The sequence below is a fragment of the Pseudomonas sp. LB3P14 genome (assembly GCF_054898045.1).
Genome location: NZ_CM142714.1, coordinates 6,744,492 through 6,761,151 on the forward strand (window position 1 = coordinate 6,744,492; position 16,660 = coordinate 6,761,151).

At 57.6% G+C, this 16,660-nt stretch carries 18 protein-coding genes; 12 read left to right on the top strand and 6 right to left on the bottom strand.

Translation table 11 applies throughout. The annotated features are described in order from the left end of the window. Nucleotides 1-59: 59 nt before the first annotated feature. A complete protein-coding gene (gene rpoS / locus ACYZT5_RS30960; RefSeq protein WP_461951604.1) occupies nucleotides 60-1,067 on the top strand; it encodes an RNA polymerase sigma factor RpoS in 1,008 nt (335 codons plus the stop codon). Nucleotides 1,068-1,549: 482 nt separating this feature from the next. On the opposite strand, the gene fdxA is transcribed toward rpoS, so the two are convergent. Both fdxA and mutS read right to left on the bottom strand, forming a co-directional pair. After that, nucleotides 1,550-1,873: a ferredoxin FdxA gene (gene fdxA / locus ACYZT5_RS30965; protein ID WP_003222178.1), complete on the bottom strand. Its 324-nt coding sequence runs from the start codon at nucleotides 1,871-1,873 to the stop codon at nucleotides 1,550-1,552. Between the two features lie 142 nt (nucleotides 1,874-2,015). After that, nucleotides 2,016-4,595 (bottom strand): DNA mismatch repair protein MutS, encoded by a 2,580-nt coding sequence (gene mutS / locus ACYZT5_RS30970; RefSeq protein WP_462048698.1) that lies wholly within the window; start codon nucleotides 4,593-4,595, stop codon nucleotides 2,016-2,018. Between the two features lie 211 nt (nucleotides 4,596-4,806). Between mutS and ACYZT5_RS30975 the strand changes: the two genes are divergently transcribed. The 6 genes from ACYZT5_RS30975 to recX all read left to right on the top strand — a co-directional run bounded on the left by ACYZT5_RS30975 (nucleotide 4,807) and on the right by recX (nucleotide 9,536). Then, nucleotides 4,807-5,541 (top strand): LexA family transcriptional regulator, encoded by a 735-nt coding sequence (locus ACYZT5_RS30975; RefSeq protein ID WP_282377059.1) that lies wholly within the window; start codon nucleotides 4,807-4,809, stop codon nucleotides 5,539-5,541. A 507-nt stretch (nucleotides 5,542-6,048) separates the two neighbouring features. Further along, nucleotides 6,049-6,396 carry a phage holin family protein gene (locus ACYZT5_RS30980; RefSeq protein ID WP_462048699.1) on the top strand — a complete coding sequence of 116 codons (348 nt, stop codon included), beginning with the start codon at nucleotides 6,049-6,051 and terminating at the stop codon, nucleotides 6,394-6,396. Between the two features lie 261 nt (nucleotides 6,397-6,657). Further along, complete coding sequence (locus ACYZT5_RS30985) at nucleotides 6,658-7,221, top strand: glycoside hydrolase family 19 protein (RefSeq protein WP_462048700.1); 564 nt, start codon at nucleotides 6,658-6,660, stop codon at nucleotides 7,219-7,221. A 202-nt stretch (nucleotides 7,222-7,423) separates the two neighbouring features. Further along, entirely contained in the window at nucleotides 7,424-7,924 is a 501-nt protein-coding gene (locus ACYZT5_RS30990; RefSeq protein WP_462048701.1) for a CinA family protein, read from the top strand. Between the two features lie 83 nt (nucleotides 7,925-8,007). Further along, complete coding sequence (gene recA, locus ACYZT5_RS30995; RefSeq protein WP_007947175.1) at nucleotides 8,008-9,060, top strand: recombinase RecA; 1,053 nt, start codon at nucleotides 8,008-8,010, stop codon at nucleotides 9,058-9,060. 8 nt (nucleotides 9,061-9,068) lie between these two features. Beyond that, a complete protein-coding gene (gene recX, locus ACYZT5_RS31000; RefSeq protein ID WP_462048702.1) occupies nucleotides 9,069-9,536 on the top strand; it encodes a recombination regulator RecX in 468 nt (155 codons plus the stop codon). 44 nt (nucleotides 9,537-9,580) lie between these two features. Here the strand turns inward: recX and ACYZT5_RS31005 are convergent, their stop codons facing one another. Continuing rightward, nucleotides 9,581-10,699, bottom strand: a complete 1,119-nt coding sequence (locus ACYZT5_RS31005; RefSeq protein ID WP_462048703.1) for an LOG family protein — start codon at nucleotides 10,697-10,699, stop codon at nucleotides 9,581-9,583. 366 nt (nucleotides 10,700-11,065) lie between these two features. Between ACYZT5_RS31005 and ACYZT5_RS31010 the strand changes: the two genes are divergently transcribed. Continuing rightward, nucleotides 11,066-11,260 carry a hypothetical protein gene (locus ACYZT5_RS31010; RefSeq protein WP_462033696.1) on the top strand — a complete coding sequence of 65 codons (195 nt, stop codon included), beginning with the start codon at nucleotides 11,066-11,068 and terminating at the stop codon, nucleotides 11,258-11,260. Here ACYZT5_RS31010 and ACYZT5_RS31015 read toward each other — a convergent pair whose 3' ends face one another. Next, the gene (locus ACYZT5_RS31015; RefSeq protein ID WP_462038734.1) at nucleotides 11,261-11,686 is read right to left on the bottom strand and encodes a PA3611 family quorum-sensing-regulated virulence factor; all 426 of its coding nucleotides are present in this window, start codon (nucleotides 11,684-11,686) and stop codon (nucleotides 11,261-11,263) included. Nucleotides 11,687-11,875: 189 nt separating this feature from the next. Between ACYZT5_RS31015 and ACYZT5_RS31020 the strand changes: the two genes are divergently transcribed. The 3 genes from ACYZT5_RS31020 to ACYZT5_RS31030 all read left to right on the top strand — a co-directional run bounded on the left by ACYZT5_RS31020 (nucleotide 11,876) and on the right by ACYZT5_RS31030 (nucleotide 13,935). Beyond that, nucleotides 11,876-12,634 (top strand): tRNA-uridine aminocarboxypropyltransferase, encoded by a 759-nt coding sequence (locus ACYZT5_RS31020; RefSeq protein WP_462048704.1) that lies wholly within the window; start codon nucleotides 11,876-11,878, stop codon nucleotides 12,632-12,634. A 210-nt stretch (nucleotides 12,635-12,844) separates the two neighbouring features. Next, nucleotides 12,845-13,495, top strand: a complete 651-nt coding sequence (gene erdR, locus ACYZT5_RS31025; protein WP_462048705.1) for a response regulator transcription factor ErdR — start codon at nucleotides 12,845-12,847, stop codon at nucleotides 13,493-13,495. 77 nt (nucleotides 13,496-13,572) lie between these two features. After that, nucleotides 13,573-13,935, top strand: coding sequence for a diacylglycerol kinase (locus tag ACYZT5_RS31030; protein ID WP_008153979.1), 363 nt, complete (start codon nucleotides 13,573-13,575; stop codon nucleotides 13,933-13,935). Here the strand turns inward: ACYZT5_RS31030 and ACYZT5_RS31035 are convergent. After that, complete coding sequence (locus ACYZT5_RS31035; RefSeq protein WP_008153977.1) at nucleotides 13,932-14,858, bottom strand: LysR family transcriptional regulator; 927 nt, start codon at nucleotides 14,856-14,858, stop codon at nucleotides 13,932-13,934. The genes ACYZT5_RS31030 and ACYZT5_RS31035 overlap by 4 nt on opposite strands. Before the next feature lie 150 nt (nucleotides 14,859-15,008). Here ACYZT5_RS31035 and fpr point away from each other — a divergent pair, with 150 nt between their 5' ends. Continuing rightward, nucleotides 15,009-15,788 carry a ferredoxin-NADP reductase gene (gene fpr, locus ACYZT5_RS31040; RefSeq protein WP_003443014.1) on the top strand — a complete coding sequence of 260 codons (780 nt, stop codon included), beginning with the start codon at nucleotides 15,009-15,011 and terminating at the stop codon, nucleotides 15,786-15,788. A gap of 98 nt (nucleotides 15,789-15,886) precedes the next feature. Here the strand turns inward: fpr and tsaA are convergent, their stop codons facing one another. Next, a complete protein-coding gene (gene tsaA, locus ACYZT5_RS31045) occupies nucleotides 15,887-16,597 on the bottom strand; it encodes a tRNA (N6-threonylcarbamoyladenosine(37)-N6)-methyltransferase TrmO (RefSeq protein ID WP_462048706.1) in 711 nt (236 codons plus the stop codon). Between the last annotated feature and the right edge of the window lie 63 nt (nucleotides 16,598-16,660).

Genomic DNA, 16,660 nt, shown 5'->3' on the forward strand with positions numbered 1-16,660 from the left:
TTGCCAAGGATAAAGGCGCCGCTTGAGCCTGAGGTCGAACTCACCAAAGGACTATAACAATGGCTCTCAGTAAAGAAGTGCCGGAGTTTGACATCGACGATGAGGTTCTCCTGATGGAGACCGGCATCGGTACGGATTCGATGTCGAATGATGAAGGGGCTGCTCCACCTTCCGTTCGTGCCAAATCCAAACACTCCGCCGCGTTAAAGCAACACAAGTACATTGACTACACGCGGGCACTCGATGCCACGCAGCTGTACCTCAATGAGATTGGTTTTTCCCCTCTGCTGTCCCCCGAAGAAGAAGTTCATTTTGCGCGCTTGTCGCAAAGTGGAGATCCGGCCGGGCGTAAACGCATGATTGAAAGTAACCTGCGGCTGGTGGTGAAAATCGCCCGGCGTTACGTCAATCGTGGTCTGTCGCTGTTGGACCTGATCGAAGAGGGCAACCTCGGGCTTATCCGGGCAGTAGAGAAGTTCGACCCCGAACGTGGCTTCCGCTTTTCGACCTACGCGACCTGGTGGATTCGTCAGACCATCGAGCGCGCGATCATGAATCAGACCCGGACCATCCGGTTGCCGATTCATGTGGTCAAAGAGCTCAACGTGTACCTGCGGGCTGCACGGGAGCTGACGCAAAAACTCGATCACGAACCCTCACCCGAAGAAATCGCCAACCTGCTGGAAAAACCAGTGGGAGAGGTCAAGCGCATGCTCGGCCTGAACGAGCGGGTTTCTTCGGTCGACGTCTCACTGGGTCCGGATTCGGATAAAACCCTGCTGGACACCCTTACCGATGACCGTCCAACCGATCCATGTGAGCTGTTGCAGGATGACGACCTGTCTCAGAGCATCGATCAATGGCTCTCGGAGTTGACCGACAAGCAACGTGAAGTGGTGATACGCCGCTTCGGCCTGCGCGGTCACGAGAGCAGCACACTTGAAGATGTAGGCCTGGAAATTGGCCTGACCCGGGAACGGGTCAGACAGATTCAGGTTGAAGGCCTGAAGCGTCTTCGGGAGATTCTCGAGAAGAATGGCCTGTCGAGCGAGTCGCTGTTTCAATAAGCAATTTGCTAGCTGGCATTAAGAAGCCCCGACTGGTCGGGGTTTTTTATTGTTTGAGAGACAGGTTGTGAGTTCCCTCGTAATCACCTCTGGTTTGTAGTCTCTCGCTGTAAGTGTTTGCTTACTCTTTCGTAAGTTTTCGCTAATTCCATGAGTAGTAGTCGTACATATTCTTACGTACGAGAAGATTAACTAGTTGATTTATATGACTATATTTTTAGATGAATAGCCTGTGACAGGCAGATTTGGCTATCCGGGGCCATTGCTCTTGGTAGGGAACGCACTAGTATCTGAACTGTGTCGACGGACAGACACGCCCTTCAAGGATGAGGGGAAAGGACATCGCAGGAAGCGATTCATCAGGACGATGAAAAGGAATACAGGGAATAGGGAAAAAATGTGGGCGGGTCAAACCGCCCCTTTTTTTTGCCTGCAGAAAAGCAAAAAGGCCCGCAGGGGCCTTTTCGAGAACGCGGGAGTAATCAGCGTTCGAGGTCTTTGATCTTGCCTTTGACGCCATCCCACTCTTCGGCATCGGGCAACGATTCTTTCTTCTCGGTGATGTTGGGCCAGATTTCCGCCAGCTCAACGTTCAACTGAATAAATTCCTGCATGTCTTCCGGGACTTCATCTTCGGAGAAGATGGCCACGGCAGGGCATTCTGGTTCGCACAGTGCGCAGTCGATGCACTCATCCGGGTGAATCACCAGGAAGTTCGGGCCTTCGTAAAAGCAGTCCACCGGACAGACTTCTACGCAGTCGGTGTACTTGCACTTGATGCAGTTGTCGGTGACGACGAAGGTCATTTCTAATTTTCTCCTCAGGCGGCGGCAGCGGAGCCCCTTCACGTTGGGGTCGCCAGGTTTGGGAGCGATAGTCTGCTGGCCAGGCTATGAGCCAGCAGCATCCCAAACCGCGCGAGATTCTAACAGCTTGCAGGCAAGTGCGTTAGATCCGTGTCTTAAGTGTATAGAGCATTTCAAGCGCACGACGCGGGGTCATGTCGTCCAGATCAAGTTTGGCCAGATCATCCAGTACCGGATGCGGCAGGCTGGCGAACATATCGCTCTGCTGCGGCGCAGCCGGTTTACCTTTGGCAGTCTTGGGGACTTCATGAGGCAGTGCGGTCGCTTCCAGCCGGCCCAGGTGTTCGCGAGCGCGCACAATGACTTCGCTCGGCACACCGGCCAACTGTGCAACCGCAAGGCCATAGCTCTGGCTTGCAGGTCCGGGCAGCACGTGGTGCAGGAATACGATCCGCTCATTGTGCTCAGTGGCATTAAGGTGCACGTTGGCCACCAACGGCTGAGCTTCCGGCAACACGGTCAGCTCAAAGTAGTGGGTGGCAAACAGCGTATAAGCCCGCAGATGTGCCAGGCGTTCGGCCGCAGCCCACGCCAGCGACAGACCGTCGAAGGTGCTGGTGCCGCGCCCGACTTCGTCCATCAGCACCAGGCTGCGCTCGGTGGCGTTGTGCAAGATGTTCGCGGTTTCACTCATTTCGACCATGAAGGTCGAGCGCCCGCCAGCAAGGTCATCGCTGGAACCGATCCGGGTAAAGATCCGGTCCACCAGCGACAACTCGCAACTGGCCGCTGGCACGAAGCTGCCGATGTGCGCCAGCAACACGATCAAAGCGGTCTGGCGCATGTAGGTGGATTTACCGCCCATGTTCGGACCGGTGATCACCAGCATGCGGGTGTTGTCGTCGAGGCTCAGGTCGTTGGCCACGAACGGTGTGGTCAGTACTTGTTCGACCACCGGGTGACGACCCTGGCTAATGCGCATGCACGGCTCGTCGACGAAGCGCGGGCAGTTCAGGTCGAGGTTCAAAGCACGTTCGGCAAGGTTGCTCAGCACGTCCAGCTCGGCCAGTGCCGCTGCGGTGTCCTGCAACGGTGGCAACTGGGCGATCAAATCTTCGAGCAGTGCTTCGTAGAGCATCTTCTCGCGAGCCAGGGCGCGGCTCTTCGCCGACAGGGCCTTGTCTTCGAACGCCTTCAGCTCTGGCGTAATGAAGCGCTCGGCACCTTTCAGCGTCTGGCGGCGGATATAGTCTGCCGGCGCCGACTCAGCCTGCTTGCTTGGCAACTCGATGAAGTAGCCATGAATGCGGTTGTAACCGACTTTCAGATGAGACAGGCCGGTGCGGGCCTTCTCCCGGGCTTCGAGGTCGATCAGGAACTGCCCGGCGTTTTCGCTGAGCGATTGCAGATCATCGAGTTCGCTGTCGTAACCGGTTTTCAACACGCCGCCGTCCCGGATCACTGCGGGCGGGTTGTCGATGATGGCTTTTTCCAGCAGTGCCGCCAGCTCCGGGTAGGTGCTGGTGGTCTTCGCCAGTTGAATGATGTGCGGAGCTTCCAGCTCAGTCATCGCCACTTGTAACTCAGGCAATGCACCGAGCGCATCGCGTAGGCGAGCCAGGTCACGAGGACGGGCATTGCGCAGGCCGATCCGCGCCAGGATCCGCTCGATGTCGCCGATTTCCTTGAGCTGCGGTTGCAGTTTCTCGAAGCGGTAACCGTCGAGCAGGCAGGTGATGGAGGTCTGGCGTGCCAGCAATACGGTCAGATCCCGCAGCGGGCGGTTCAGCCAGCGGGTCAGCAGACGGCTGCCCATGGCCGTCTGGCAACGATCGACCACCGATTGCAGCGTGTTATCGCGACCGCCCGCCAGGTTGGTGTCCAGTTCGAGGTTGCGGCGGCTCGCGCCGTCCAGCACCACGGTGTCGTCCAGGCGTTCATGCCGCAGGCTGCGCAAATGGGGCAGGGCGGTGCGTTGGGTTTCCTTGGCGTAGCTGAGCAGGCAACCAGCAGCGCCGATGGCCAGGGTCAGGTTCTCGCAGCCGAAACCTTTCAGGTCCTGGGTGGAAAATTGCTGGCAAAGACTTTTCAGCGCCGAATCGCGCTCGAAATCCCACGGCGCACGGCGACGAACCCCGCGACGTTTCTCCGCCGGCAGGTCTTTGGGCCAGTCATCCGGAATCATCAGCTCCACCGGATTGACCCGCTCCAGTTCTGCCAGCAGATTCTCCCAGCCCTTGATTTCCAGCACGGTGAAGTTGCCGCTGGTGATGTCCAGCACGGCGAGACCGAACAGACGCTCGTCACCCAGTACGGCTGCAATCAGGTTATCCCGACGCTCATCCAGCAGCGCTTCGTCACTGACCGTACCGGGCGTGATGATTCGCACCACCTGACGATCCACTGGCCCTTTGCTGGTGGCCGGGTCGCCGACCTGCTCACAGATCACCACCGACTCGCCGAGCTTCACCAGTTTCGCCAGGTAGCCTTCCGCGGCGTGGTAAGGAATCCCACACATCGGAATCGCCTGGCCCGCCGACTGCCCGCGGGCAGTCAGGGTGATGTCCAGCAACTTGGCGGCTTTCTTCGCATCTTCGTAGAAGATCTCGTAGAAATCGCCCATGCGGTAGAACATCAGCTGGTCAGGGTGCTGGTTCTTCAGGCGCCAGTATTGCTGCATCATTGGCGTGTGGGAGGACAGATCGGAGAGTGCTTTATTCATCGGATAATCAGGCAAATTCGTTGAAAGGTGTAGGGCAAAGGAGGGGCATCGGCCCGGCTTTTCCGCGATGGGCGCAAGGTTAACATGGGCGGTCCACCCGACGCAGGCATGAAAGCCCTGCGATACATTTCTTCTGTGTATGCATGGTTTATGCGCTATTTATGCAGTTTGGCATTTGTCTTCCGCAAAAAGAACAAGCACTATGCGCGTTATGCAAAAACGCAACGTTTCTACCGTCTTAAGAGCACTGCTCGATCAGCACGGGATCTCCCCCACGGAGCTTCACCGTCGCACCGGCGTGCCTCAATCCACTCTCTCGCGGATTCTCAGCGGGAAGATCGTCGATCCCTCGGATAAACACATCTCGAAGATCGCCGAGTACTTCGCCGTGAGCACCGACCAGTTGCGGGGCCGTGCGGATGTCGCGCCGGCAGCCAACACCGGGCGCGATCAATTGCATTCGGAACTCAAGGATATAAGTCTGTGGGACGACGATACGCCTGTCGATGACGACGAGGTGTCGGTCCCCTTTCTTCGCGAGGTTGAATTGGCCGCAGGTTCAGGAAGATTTGTCATCGAAGAGAGCGAGCGCTCTAGCCTGCGCTTCGGCAAGCGGAGTCTGCGCCACAACGGCGTTCAGTTCGACCAGGCCAAATGCGTAACGGTGCGCGGCAACAGTATGTTGCCGGTACTGCGCGATGGCGCCACCGTCGGCGTGAATGCTGGCAAGTGCGGGATCGGCGATATCGTCGATGGCGACCTTTATGCCATCAACCATAACGGCCAGTTGCGGGTGAAACAGCTTTATCGCCTGCCTACCGGGATACGCCTGCGCAGCTTCAATCGCGATGAACATCCGGACGAGGACTACACCTTCCAGGAAATCCAGGAAGAGCAGATTGTCATCCTCGGTCACGTCTTCTGGTGGGGCATGTACGCCCGCTAACCTCAACGCTGTCAGATAAAACCCGCCACCGAGCGGGTTTTTTTTCGCCTGCCGAACACCGCCAGCGCCATTGCCTACGGGGCGTTCATGCGCCAATGCATTTGCTGTGTATAAATAAATGCATTTACGCATTGACTGTATATGCATCCATGCATATTCTTTGTCTCAAGCCGCTCAACAAAGCGGCTCGAAACGAAGCTCTTTCGTTCCACCAAAAAGGCAGCGATGAACCGGCCTAAACGGTTCAGAGGGTTGGCAACTGACCCGGGTGTGCAGCGTAAAGCACCACAAACAGTTATCCGGCGGGCAGGGACCGCGGTCGGAAAAACAATTTGAATCGATCCGTACCGCGCCAGTAGCGCCGAAAGGTCAACGCGAAGGACCGCATTACTGAAAAGCCCGGCACGCCGGGCTTTTTGGAATGCCTACCTACCGTCAGGCACCTCAAGAGACACCGTTTGAAAGACACACACACATCACTCATCAATCATCCCCAGGAGGCGTGACATGACAAACGAGCAACAAGCGTTGCTGGACGTGCCGATCTGGCTGGTCATCGTCCTGGCCCTGGTGGGTGGGGTGTCCGGCGAAATGTGGCGCGCGGACAAGGAGGGCGCTCGCGGCTGGTCATTGCTGCGGCGTCTGGCCTTGCGGTCCGGGGCCTGCATGGTCTGCGGGGTCTCGGCAATCATGCTGCTGTATGCCGCCGGCGTGTCGATCTGGACGGCTTGCGCGTTCGGTTGCCTTACGGCGATGGCGGGGGCGGACGTCGCCATCGGCCTTTATGAGCGCTGGGCGGCCAAGCGGATTGGCGTTTGCGAAGTGCCCCCGCGAGATACCCGCCAGGATCACTGAACACAAAGTCCAATGGAATGGCGAGCAGCGGTGCCGACCGGCATCCGACCCGCAAGGATGCGGGTTTTTCATGGGGAGTAACTTTCACTAAAACCCGCCGACAGCAGGTTTTATTGTCCGGTGAAAGCCTGATTCAACTAAGGAAGTAAATTGGTTTGAGTTAATTAACGTTATTCAATTAGCTTTATCTACAGCAACGTGTTGTTCGCACGCTGCTACCTACAAATGGCAGAAGGACTCTCGCCAGTTTCAGGGGGCATCATGACCATTACACGACAACAGCTACAGAACGTTATGCCGAACGCCCGCACCCAAGTGGGTGTTTTCATTTCCGCTCTCAACACCGCCATGGCTGACTACGGCATCAATACTCCCAAGCGCATCGCTGCCTTCCTGGCGCAAGTCGGTCATGAGTCCGGGCAATTGCAGTATTTGCGTGAACTGGGCAACGAGCAGTATTTGAGCAAATACGATACCGGTGCCCTGGCCGCTCATTTGGGTAATACGTCAGCGCCCGACGGCGACGGTCAACAATTTCGCGGCCGCGGCCTAATTCAGGTCACTGGTCGCAACAACTACCGACAATGCAGCTTGGCGCTATTTGGCGATGAGCGACTTCTGAATCAACCCGAGTTACTCGAAAAACCGCAGTGGGCAGCCGAATCAGCTGCCTGGTTCTGGAAGCAAAACGGACTCAACGAACTGGCCGACCGTGGCCAGTTCAACAGCATCACCCGTCGGATCAACGGCAGTCTGAACGGGCTGCAAAACCGTTTGCAGCTCTGGGCACGGGCGAGGGCGGAGTTATGCCAGCCTTCGGTTTGACTCCAGCGTCTTACCGAGCGAAAGGTGTTGTTGTATTGCCGGCAACGGGCGGAACACCTGGCGACCGCGGGTTGATTGCCTTGCAGGCCTGTCAGGCTTATATCAGAGCCCTCTCTCGCTAACATTTTGATCGATCCTGCGCCTTGCAAGCGTTATTGGCTCGTGTACGGTAGTTCTCATTCCGCTTGCTCAGGAGATGACCGTGAAAGAAATCACCCAACTGGCCGCTGAACTTGGCAGGCGCTTGCAGGTTCTCAATGCCCACGTCACCGCCGCCGAGTCCTGTACCGGCGGCGGGATCAGCGAGGCGATCACCCGGATTCCGGGGAGTTCGGCATGGTTCGAGGCCGGTTATGTCACCTACTCCAATCGCCAGAAAGCCGAGCAATTGAATGTCCCGGTCGAGTTGTTTTCGACGGTGGGGGCGGTCAGTCGCGAGGTGGTCGAGGCCATGGTCCGAGGCGCGCAGGAAAAAAGCCGGGCGCTATTTGCCGTGGCGGTCAGCGGTGTGGCGGGGCCGGATGGCGGTTCGCCGAGCAAGCCGGTGGGCACCGTGTGGCTGGCCTGGGGCGTTGGCGAGCAGGTGTTCAGCGAGGTGCAGCACTTTCCCGGTAACCGTGACGAGGTCCGCCGACAAACGGTGAAGGCCGCGCTAGAGGGGCTGCTGCGCCATACCGCTGGAGAAATCTCAAATCAGGGGTAGGCGATCCTGAAACGCTGTGGAATAATACTGGCTACTTATACAGGTGTTGGCCGTCAGGCCTTATTGATTACGTGAGGACTTTAATGGACGACAACAAGAAGAAAGCCTTGGCTGCGGCCCTGGGTCAGATCGAACGTCAATTCGGCAAGGGTGCCGTAATGCGTATGGGCGATCAGGACCGTCAGGCGATCCCGGCTATCTCCACTGGCTCTCTGGGTCTGGATATCGCGCTCGGCATTGGCGGTCTGCCAAAAGGCCGTATCGTTGAAATCTACGGTCCTGAATCCTCCGGTAAAACCACGCTGACACTGTCGGTGATCGCCCAGGCTCAAAAAGCCGGCGCGACCTGTGCATTCGTCGATGCCGAACACGCCCTCGACCCTGAATACGCCGGAAAACTGGGCGTCAACGTCGACGACCTGCTGGTTTCGCAGCCGGATACCGGCGAGCAGGCCCTGGAAATCACCGACATGCTGGTGCGTTCCAACGCGGTTGACGTGATCATCGTCGACTCCGTGGCGGCTCTGGTTCCAAAAGCTGAAATCGAAGGCGAAATGGGTGACATGCACGTGGGCCTGCAAGCCCGTCTGATGTCCCAGGCGCTGCGTAAAATCACCGGTAACATCAAGAACGCCAACTGCCTGGTTATCTTCATCAACCAGATCCGTATGAAAATCGGCGTGATGTTCGGCAGCCCGGAAACCACCACCGGTGGTAACGCGCTGAAGTTCTACGCTTCGGTTCGTCTGGACATCCGCCGTACCGGCGCGGTGAAAGAAGGTGATGAAGTCGTTGGTAGCGAAACCCGCGTCAAGGTTGTGAAGAACAAGGTCGCTTCGCCGTTCCGTCAGGCCGAGTTCCAGATTCTTTACGGCAAGGGCATCTACCTCAACGGTGAGATGATCGACCTGGGTGTTCTGCACGGTTTCGTTGAGAAGTCCGGTGCCTGGTATGCCTACAACGGCACCAAGATCGGTCAGGGTAAAGCCAACTCGGCCAAATTCCTGGCGGACAACCCGGAAATCGCAGCGACCCTTGAGAAGCAGCTGCGCGACAAGCTGCTGACTCCAGCACCGGACGTCAAAGCATCGCCAGTCAAAGAGACTGCTGATGACCTGGCTGACGCTGATATCTGATTGATCCGATGACCGCCGTACTCGATACACTCGTCGCGGTGCGGCGAACCGCAATGGACCTGCTCGCGCGACGCGAGCACGGTCGAGTCGAGTTGACGCGTAAACTGCGTCAACGCGGCGCCCTCCCTGAAATGATCGACACGGCACTCGACCGTTTGACGGAAGAAGGCCTGCTGTCCGAGTCCCGTTATCTCGAAAGCTTTGTTTCCTATCGTGCCCGTTCCGGTTATGGCCCTTTGCGTATCCGTGAAGAGTTGAGCCAGCGCGGCCTGCAACGTACCGACATCGAACTCGCTTTACGCGAGAGCGGTATCAGCTGGCAGGAACAACTGGAGGACACCTGGCGGCGAAAGTTTTCCGGGCATTTACCGATAGACGCCCGGGAACGTGCCAAGCAGGGCAGGTTCCTGAGTTATCGGGGATACTCCATGGAAATGATCAGCCGCTTGTTCAGCGGCCGAGGGATGGACGATTGACTGAAACGGCTCGCTATTTCGATAGCGGGCCGTTTTTTTTTTGCCTACGTAACCTTGGACGGTTCCCGTGTGCGCTGTTGCTCCTGGGGTTTGGACTGCGTCCAGTTTTCCGGCAGGTTGATGTAATCCACCAGTTCCCGCAGCCGACCATGATCACGGGCATTGAAGGTGAAGGCCAGTCGCGCCAGGTGGCTGAACTGCGGTTCGTCGTGTTCCTCACCGCTGTAGGCATGTTGATGGAAATGATCGCTCAGACACAGGTCGGCAAATGCCTCCTGCATGTGTTCGAGCGCCTGGTCGCTTAGTTTGTGATTCATGCGAATCACGAACTGATGCTTGAGCCAGCGGCTGGAGTGGAAGTTGCTGTAGAACTGGTTGATCTGCTCCACAGCCTCTTCCGCGCTGTAGACCAGGCTCACGAGCTTCATATCGGTCGGCAGGATGTAGCGATTTTCCTCCAGTTGATGGTGAATGAAGTCCAACGCGCCTTGCCAGAACTTGCCGCCGGGAGCGTCCAGCAGTATCACGGGCACCAGCGGGCTTTTACCGGTCTGGATCAGAGTCAGTACTTCCAGCGCTTCATCCAGGGTACCGAAACCGCCAGGGCACAGGACCAGCGCATCGGCTTCCTTGACGAAGAACAGCTTGCGGGTAAAGAAGAAGTGGAAGGGTAGCAGGTTGGTGGTGCCATTCACGGTGGGATTGGCATGCTGCTCGAAGGGCAGGGTGATATTGAATCCCAGGCTGTGTGCCAGGCCGGCACCTTCGTGGGCCGCCGCCATGATGCCCCCACCGGCACCGGTGATGACCATCAGGTCTGAGCGCGCCAGTGCGGCGCCAAGCTCCCGGGCCAGACCGTATAAAGGATGTTCTATCGGTGTTCGGGCCGAGCCAAAAACGGTGACCTTGCGGCGCCCCCTGAACTGTTCCAGCACGCGGAAGGCATGTTCCAGTTCGCGTAGGGCTTGCAGGGTGATCTTGGCATTCCAGCGGTTGTGATCTTCCTGGGCCATGCGTAGCACGGTCAGGATCATGTCGCGGTAGATCGGGATGTTCGGGCTATTGGGTGAAACCAGGTTGAGTTGCTCTTCGACCTTGCTGATGAGGTCGTGGCCGCTTTCTTCAAAATGACGGCTCAGGAGGTCATTCGGTTGGTAAGGCATCAACTTCTCCTTCCATACAGGCTCTGTTTTTCCCTTGGATGAAGGAAACATTCGCACAACAAGACGTGCAATGGGCAGCCCCTTTCCTGCCCTGAAAAGTGAACGTGAACACTATGAATCTAGACCCTCGCAGAGATTTTCGCTGACTTGATCATTGCGCCGCAAAGTCTTTCCTGGCAACCGCTTATTGGCGATTTGCAAGGTGCTTTCACCGCTCGTCTGAACGCAGTCCGCGTGTCCGATAGTCTGATTTACTAAATTACAGGCATGACACGACAACTTTGCGTCAAAGGCAGGGCGTACGGTACAAGCGGTTCAAGGATTTTATCGCTCAAGCAAGGGCGAGGTGCAAGGAGGCAGGAAGCTATGGCCAGAGTCATTCTGGAGATCGATACGCAACTGTATCGATTACTGAAGTCATCGGCCGAGACCAATCATTTGAGTCTCGAAGAGGAGTGCTGCCGGCGTCTGGAGGGCGCCGACCGACGCTCGCGTTACTTGCAGGCGCTGTTGGCAGAACTGCGCGCCGAGGATGAACAGCGGCGCGCCAATTCCCGATAATTATTTCTTCTTGGCCGGGGCCGCTTTCGGGCAATCCGATTCCTGATAGCTGGCGGAGCCGACTGAGCGGTTGGTCTTCACCTCAGTGAAGTCGTAACGCATGACCGCACCCTTGGCCATCAGTTTGCGGAACGATGGGTTGTTGCACACAGAGGCGCCCAGCTGGAAATACACGGCTTTCGGGTCGGCACGCATCTTGTTGGCGTGGCTGCTTTGTACGCTCAGATGATTGATCAGCGTGTTGCCTTCGACGGTGTAGCCCTGATCAAGAATGTCTTCGTTGATCGCCCGTGGAGTGCCAGCACTGCTTTGTGTGGCGACGTTTCGCAGCTCTCGGTTGAGATTCTGCTCACTCAAGGAAGCAGCCTGAGCGCTGAAAGACGACGCCAGCAAAATGGCAGCGGTGGGAACGATAAGGCGCAGCATGAAACTCTCCTGGTTCAGTGACTGGTGGTTCGACCCGTCACATGACTGTGCGTTCAGTGGCGGCGAATTATAGGGGACGAGGCCTGGACGGTACAGGCTTGCGCCGGCTGCTCTGATAAACTGCCGCCACTTTCTGCCTTGCCGAGTGTTTTTCGTGTCGATTTTCTTCCCCCGCCGGCGTTGCCTGCGATGAACCCTGCAACCCCACGCTTTGCTGCAAACGCAGTAGCCCGCTTGCGCGATGAGCGAGAGGAAGAGGGTATCAAGCCGATTCAGGCCCGAGGCTGGAGGGCGCCGCGTTGCCGAGCCTGCCGCGTGATCGAGAGCCACTGCCTGTGCGCCTGGCGCCCGCAGGTCGAGACCCGCTCTGGCGTGTGCCTGATCATGACCAACAAGGAAGTGTTCAAGCCGAGCAACACCGGTTGGCTGATCGCCGATGTGGTGCGCGACAACCATGCGTTCATCTGGTCGCGTACGGAGGTTGATGAGCAACTGCTGGCGCTGCTGGCCGACCCGCAATGGCAACCCTATCTGGTGTTTCCGGGTGAGTACGTCGAACCCGAGCGTGTAACAAACAGCGTCGATGCCGATAGTTCGAAGCGTCCGCTGTTTATCCTGCTGGATGCCACCTGGACAGAAGCGCGGAAGATTTTCCGCAAAAGCCCCTACTTTGATCGGCTTCCGATCCTGAGCCTGTTGCCCGAGAAGCTGTCACGGTACCGGTTGCGCAGGTCGACCCGCAGCGAGCATTTGTGCACGGCCGAGGTGGCGGCGTTGTGTCTCGATCTTGCGGGGGATACCGAGGCAGCGTCGGCGCTGGACGCTTATTTCGACGTGTTCAGCCAGCATTACCTCGATGCCAAACAACAGCTTGAAATGGACGTATCAACACCGGCACACGCCGAGCTGATGCCTTTTGTGCAAAACGGCGCCGCTGTCATGTGCTGATTGTTGCCCATACTGTAAAGAACTGTACTGGCCATGCACCTTGACCACCCCGGCTTCGCTGGGCATGCTTGGCGCCGATTAGGGCGCGGCCAAAGTTTGAAACGCCGTATTCTTTACGTGAACAGCCACGTGATTGGCGTTGAACGTGCCCTGTTGGTGCAGCTCCGTGGCTGCACCTCGAGTTGTTTGAAAAACAGGATCATTTGAAAAATGGCCACATACGAAATCCTGATTGCTGATGACCACCCTCTTTTTCGTAGCGCCCTGCATCAAGCGTTGACTCTGGGTCTGGGCCCCGAAGTCCGTCTGGTGGAAGTGGCGAGCATTGCCGAGTTGGAAACCCGTCTGGACGAGAAGTCCGACTGGGATTTAGTGCTGCTGGACCTCAACATGCCGGGGGCCTACGGTTTTTCTGGGTTGGTGCTGCTGCGCGGTCAGTATCCGCAGATTCCGGTGGTCATGGTGTCGGCCCAGGAAGAAGCTTCGATTATGGTGAAGTCCCGTGAGTTCGGCGCCAGCGGCTTCATCCCCAAGTCCAGTGATCTGAACGTCATCCAGAAAGCCGTACGCGCGGTGCTCGAGGGTGATGTATTCTGGCCGCCCCAGGCGTTCGAGGCGGTCAGCGTTTCCGCCGAAGCCAAGGCAGCCAGTGAAGGCCTTGCCAGCCTGACGCCCCAGCAGTTTCGTGTCCTGACCATGGTCTGTGAGGGCTTGCTGAATAAGCAGATTGCCTACGAGCTGAGCGTTTCCGAAGCGACGATCAAGGCCCACGTGACAGCGATTTTTCGCAAGCTGAATGTGCGGACCCGGACTCAGGCGGCGTTGCTCCTGCAACAACTTGAGTCAATTTCGAGCCACTAAAGCGCTACCCGTTCACGCTTTTTTGACCAAGCTTCATCTAGCTTTCCCACTTCATTTTTAGGTCAGTTGCCTACTCTATGTCACCTTTCAAAGGCCAAACCGGCCTAAAACGCATCCTTAACGCCTCCGGTTATTCCCTGGACGGCCTGCGCGCAGCCTTCACCGGCGAAGCGGCCTTTCGGCAGCTGGTGTTGCTCAACGTCATATTGATCCCGCTGTCGTTCTTCCTGAACGTCAGTCGCGTCGAGCAGGCGTTGCTGATTGCTGTGTGTCTGCTGGCATTGATCGTCGAATTGCTCAATTCGGCAGTGGAAGCGGCCATCGACCGCATTTCCCTTGAATTGCATCCGCTGTCCAAGAACGCCAAGGACATGGGCAGCGCCGCTCAGTTAGTGGCGTTGAGCATGATCGCGCTGGTGTGGGCGGTGATTCTGCTTTAAGCGATGGTGGGCAGCACAATCTCGTCGCTGCGCTGAACCCCGGCAGTGAAAGCGCGGCACAGGTCGAGGAATTCGCGCATCGCCGACGTCTGATATTTCTGTTTGTGCCAGATGAAATAGAATTGCCGCGCCAGATCCAGATCGGGCGTCTCCACGGGCACCAGGCTGCCACGGCGGAATGCATCGCGCAGTGCCAGGCGAGAAATGCAACCAATCCCCAACCCGGACTCCACAGCACGCTTGATCGCTTCGGTGTGTTCGAGCTCCAGTCGGATATTCAGCGAGCTGCGATGGTGACGCATGGCTTGGTCAAAGGTCAGTCGCGTGCCAGAACCCTGTTCACGCAGAATCCAGGCTTCGTGGGTCAGCTCTTCCATCGTCGCCGTGCCGCGCTTGGCCAGTGGATGCTGGGGCGCGCAGAACACCACCAGCTCATCCTCGACCCAGCTCTGCACTTCGATGTCCGGATGGCTGCAGTCGCCTTCGATTAGACCCAGATCAATTTCATAGTGGGCAACCTGCTGCACAATGTTGGCAGTGTTCTGCACGTGCAGCTTCACCTGGCTTTCCGGATGGCGCTGCATGAAGCTGCCGATCAGCAAGGTGGCCAGGTAATTGCCGATGGTCAGGGTCGCGCCGACCGCCAGAGAGCCGAATCCCGACTTGCCATTGAGCAAGTCTTCGATTTCCTTGGACTGATCGAGCAGCGCCACCGCTTGCGGCAACAGCTGTTTGCCGAGAGCGTTGAGGCTCAGCCGTTTGCCGGCGCGGTCGAACAGCTGGCAGCTGGACTGACGTTCTAGCTCGGTGATCGAGGTGCTTGCCGCCGACTGCGATAGGTTGAGCAGACCCGCGGCACGGGATACGCTTTCCTGCTGGGCGACGGCGACGAATACTTGAAGTTGACGGAGAGTAAATCGCATATCGATATAACCGATAACCCTTATCTTAATAATCCAGTTAACAGATATTGTGGCTGCCATTAGAATGCGATGCAATTGCGCACAGCAGCTCATTTTTCGCTGAGCAGGCGCAGAGCATGCGCAGACAAAATCTCCAGGAGTCCCACGTACATGAGCAACATGAACCACGAGCGTGTCCTCAGTGTTCATCACTGGAACGACACTCTGTTCAGCTTCAAGTGCACCCGCGATCCGGGCCTGCGCTTCGAGAACGGTCAGTTCGTGATGATCGGCCTGCAACAGCCCAACGGCCGCCCGCTTATGCGCGCTTACTCGATTGCCAGCCCGAACTGGGAAGAGCATCTCGAGTTCTTCAGCATCAAGGTGCCTGATGGCCCGCTGACTTCCCAGCTGCAGCACCTGAAGGAAGGCGACGAGATCATCATCAGCAAAAAGCCTACCGGCACGCTGGTGCTGGATGACTTGAAGCCTGGCAAACATTTGTACCTGCTCAGCACCGGTACCGGTCTGGCGCCGTTCATGAGCGTCATCCAGGACCCGGAAACCTACGAGCGTTTCGAAAAAGTGATCCTGTGCCACGGCGTGCGTTACGTCAACGAAGTCGCTTACCGCGAGTTCATCACCGAGCATTTGCCGCAGAATGAGTTCTTCGGCGAAGCCTTGCGTGACAAGTTGATCTACTACCCGACCGTGACCCGTGAGCCGTTCGAGAACGAAGGTCGCCTGACCGACCTGATGCGCAGCGGCAAGCTGTTCAGCGACATCGGTCTGCCACCGATCAACCCGCAGGACGACCGCGCCATGCTGTGCGGCAGCCCGAGCATGCTCGACGAGACCAGCGAAGTGTTGAACAGCTTCGGCCTGAAAGTTTCACCGCGGATGCGCGAGCCGGGTGATTACCTGATCGAGCGTGCGTTCGTCGAGAAGTAAGACGTTGTTTGGGTGACGCAGAGCGTCACTGGATGCATTCCCACGCAGAGCGTAGGAACGATCAGCCCCCATTGCCTGTGCAGGCAATGGGGGCTTTTTTATGCCCGATGCAGGTTGGAGGCGGGAATAACTTCAAGGACGCGGATCACACCCGCCTCGGGGTAATGCCAACGCACATCCAGATCCCAGAACTGTGCGCCGTATTCCCGTTCGGGTGTAGGAATCTGGTACGCCGGACGTGGGTCTTGTGCCAGGCATTGCTCGATCAGCTCCACCAGCGGTTCTTCAAGGCGCTGAGCATGGCCGTGAGCCTGTTGCAGCGCTGAATCTGTCCACTGCACGGGAATCAGCTGCGGCGCAGCGCTGGCGATGCTGTTGGAGGCCGTATCGATGATGTCGGCGTAAGGCACGTAGGGTTTGATGTCGAGAATCGGCGTGCCGTCCAGCAGGTCGATTCCGGATATCCACAGCCGATTGGCTTCAACCTTGTCCAGTTTGACCACTGACTGGCCGATGCCATTAGGTCGATGCGTCGCGCGGGTGGCGAACACACCCATGGATTTGTTACCGCCAAGGCGAGGAGGGCGGACTTTCAGGCGTGGTTTTTCTTCCAGGGCCTGGTGAAACAGGAACAGCAGCCAGACATGGCTGACCTGCTCCAGACCTTGCACGGCGTCACCCTGGTCGAACGGCGCCACCAGTTCCAGCACGCCGCGAGCGGCCGGGGCCAGTTGCGGCTGGCGCGGGATGGCGAACTTCTCCTTGAAGCAGGAGCGCACGAAGCCGATGGGGGAAACGCTGTAAGTCATGGTTTGGGGTCGAGGCGGGATTAGGGGCGGGCATGATAACCCACGCAATGATCGTTCCCACGC

Bases quoted from the DNA above. Each gene is read 5' to 3' on its own strand.
- rpoS (WP_461951604.1), top strand. From the start codon at position 60: ATGGCTCTCAGTAAAGAAGTGCCGGAGTTTGACATCGACGATGAGGTT.
- fdxA (WP_003222178.1), bottom strand. From the start codon at position 1,873: ATGACCTTCGTCGTCACCGACAACTGCATCAAGTGCAAGTACACCGAC.
- mutS (WP_462048698.1), bottom strand. From the start codon at position 4,595: ATGAATAAAGCACTCTCCGATCTGTCCTCCCACACGCCAATGATGCAG.
- ACYZT5_RS30975 (WP_282377059.1), top strand. From the start codon at position 4,807: ATGCAAAAACGCAACGTTTCTACCGTCTTAAGAGCACTGCTCGATCAG.
- ACYZT5_RS30980 (WP_462048699.1), top strand. From the start codon at position 6,049: ATGACAAACGAGCAACAAGCGTTGCTGGACGTGCCGATCTGGCTGGTC.
- ACYZT5_RS30985 (WP_462048700.1), top strand. From the start codon at position 6,658: ATGACCATTACACGACAACAGCTACAGAACGTTATGCCGAACGCCCGC.
- recA (WP_007947175.1), top strand. From the start codon at position 8,008: ATGGACGACAACAAGAAGAAAGCCTTGGCTGCGGCCCTGGGTCAGATC.
- recX (WP_462048702.1), top strand. From the start codon at position 9,069: ATGACCGCCGTACTCGATACACTCGTCGCGGTGCGGCGAACCGCAATG.
- ACYZT5_RS31005 (WP_462048703.1), bottom strand. From the start codon at position 10,699: ATGCCTTACCAACCGAATGACCTCCTGAGCCGTCATTTTGAAGAAAGC.
- ACYZT5_RS31010 (WP_462033696.1), top strand. From the start codon at position 11,066: ATGGCCAGAGTCATTCTGGAGATCGATACGCAACTGTATCGATTACTG.
- ACYZT5_RS31015 (WP_462038734.1), bottom strand. From the start codon at position 11,686: ATGCTGCGCCTTATCGTTCCCACCGCTGCCATTTTGCTGGCGTCGTCT.
- ACYZT5_RS31020 (WP_462048704.1), top strand. From the start codon at position 11,876: ATGAACCCTGCAACCCCACGCTTTGCTGCAAACGCAGTAGCCCGCTTG.
- erdR (WP_462048705.1), top strand. From the start codon at position 12,845: ATGGCCACATACGAAATCCTGATTGCTGATGACCACCCTCTTTTTCGT.
- ACYZT5_RS31030 (WP_008153979.1), top strand. From the start codon at position 13,573: ATGTCACCTTTCAAAGGCCAAACCGGCCTAAAACGCATCCTTAACGCC.
- ACYZT5_RS31035 (WP_008153977.1), bottom strand. From the start codon at position 14,858: ATGCGATTTACTCTCCGTCAACTTCAAGTATTCGTCGCCGTCGCCCAG.
- fpr (WP_003443014.1), top strand. From the start codon at position 15,009: ATGAGCAACATGAACCACGAGCGTGTCCTCAGTGTTCATCACTGGAAC.
- tsaA (WP_462048706.1), bottom strand. From the start codon at position 16,597: ATGACTTACAGCGTTTCCCCCATCGGCTTCGTGCGCTCCTGCTTCAAG.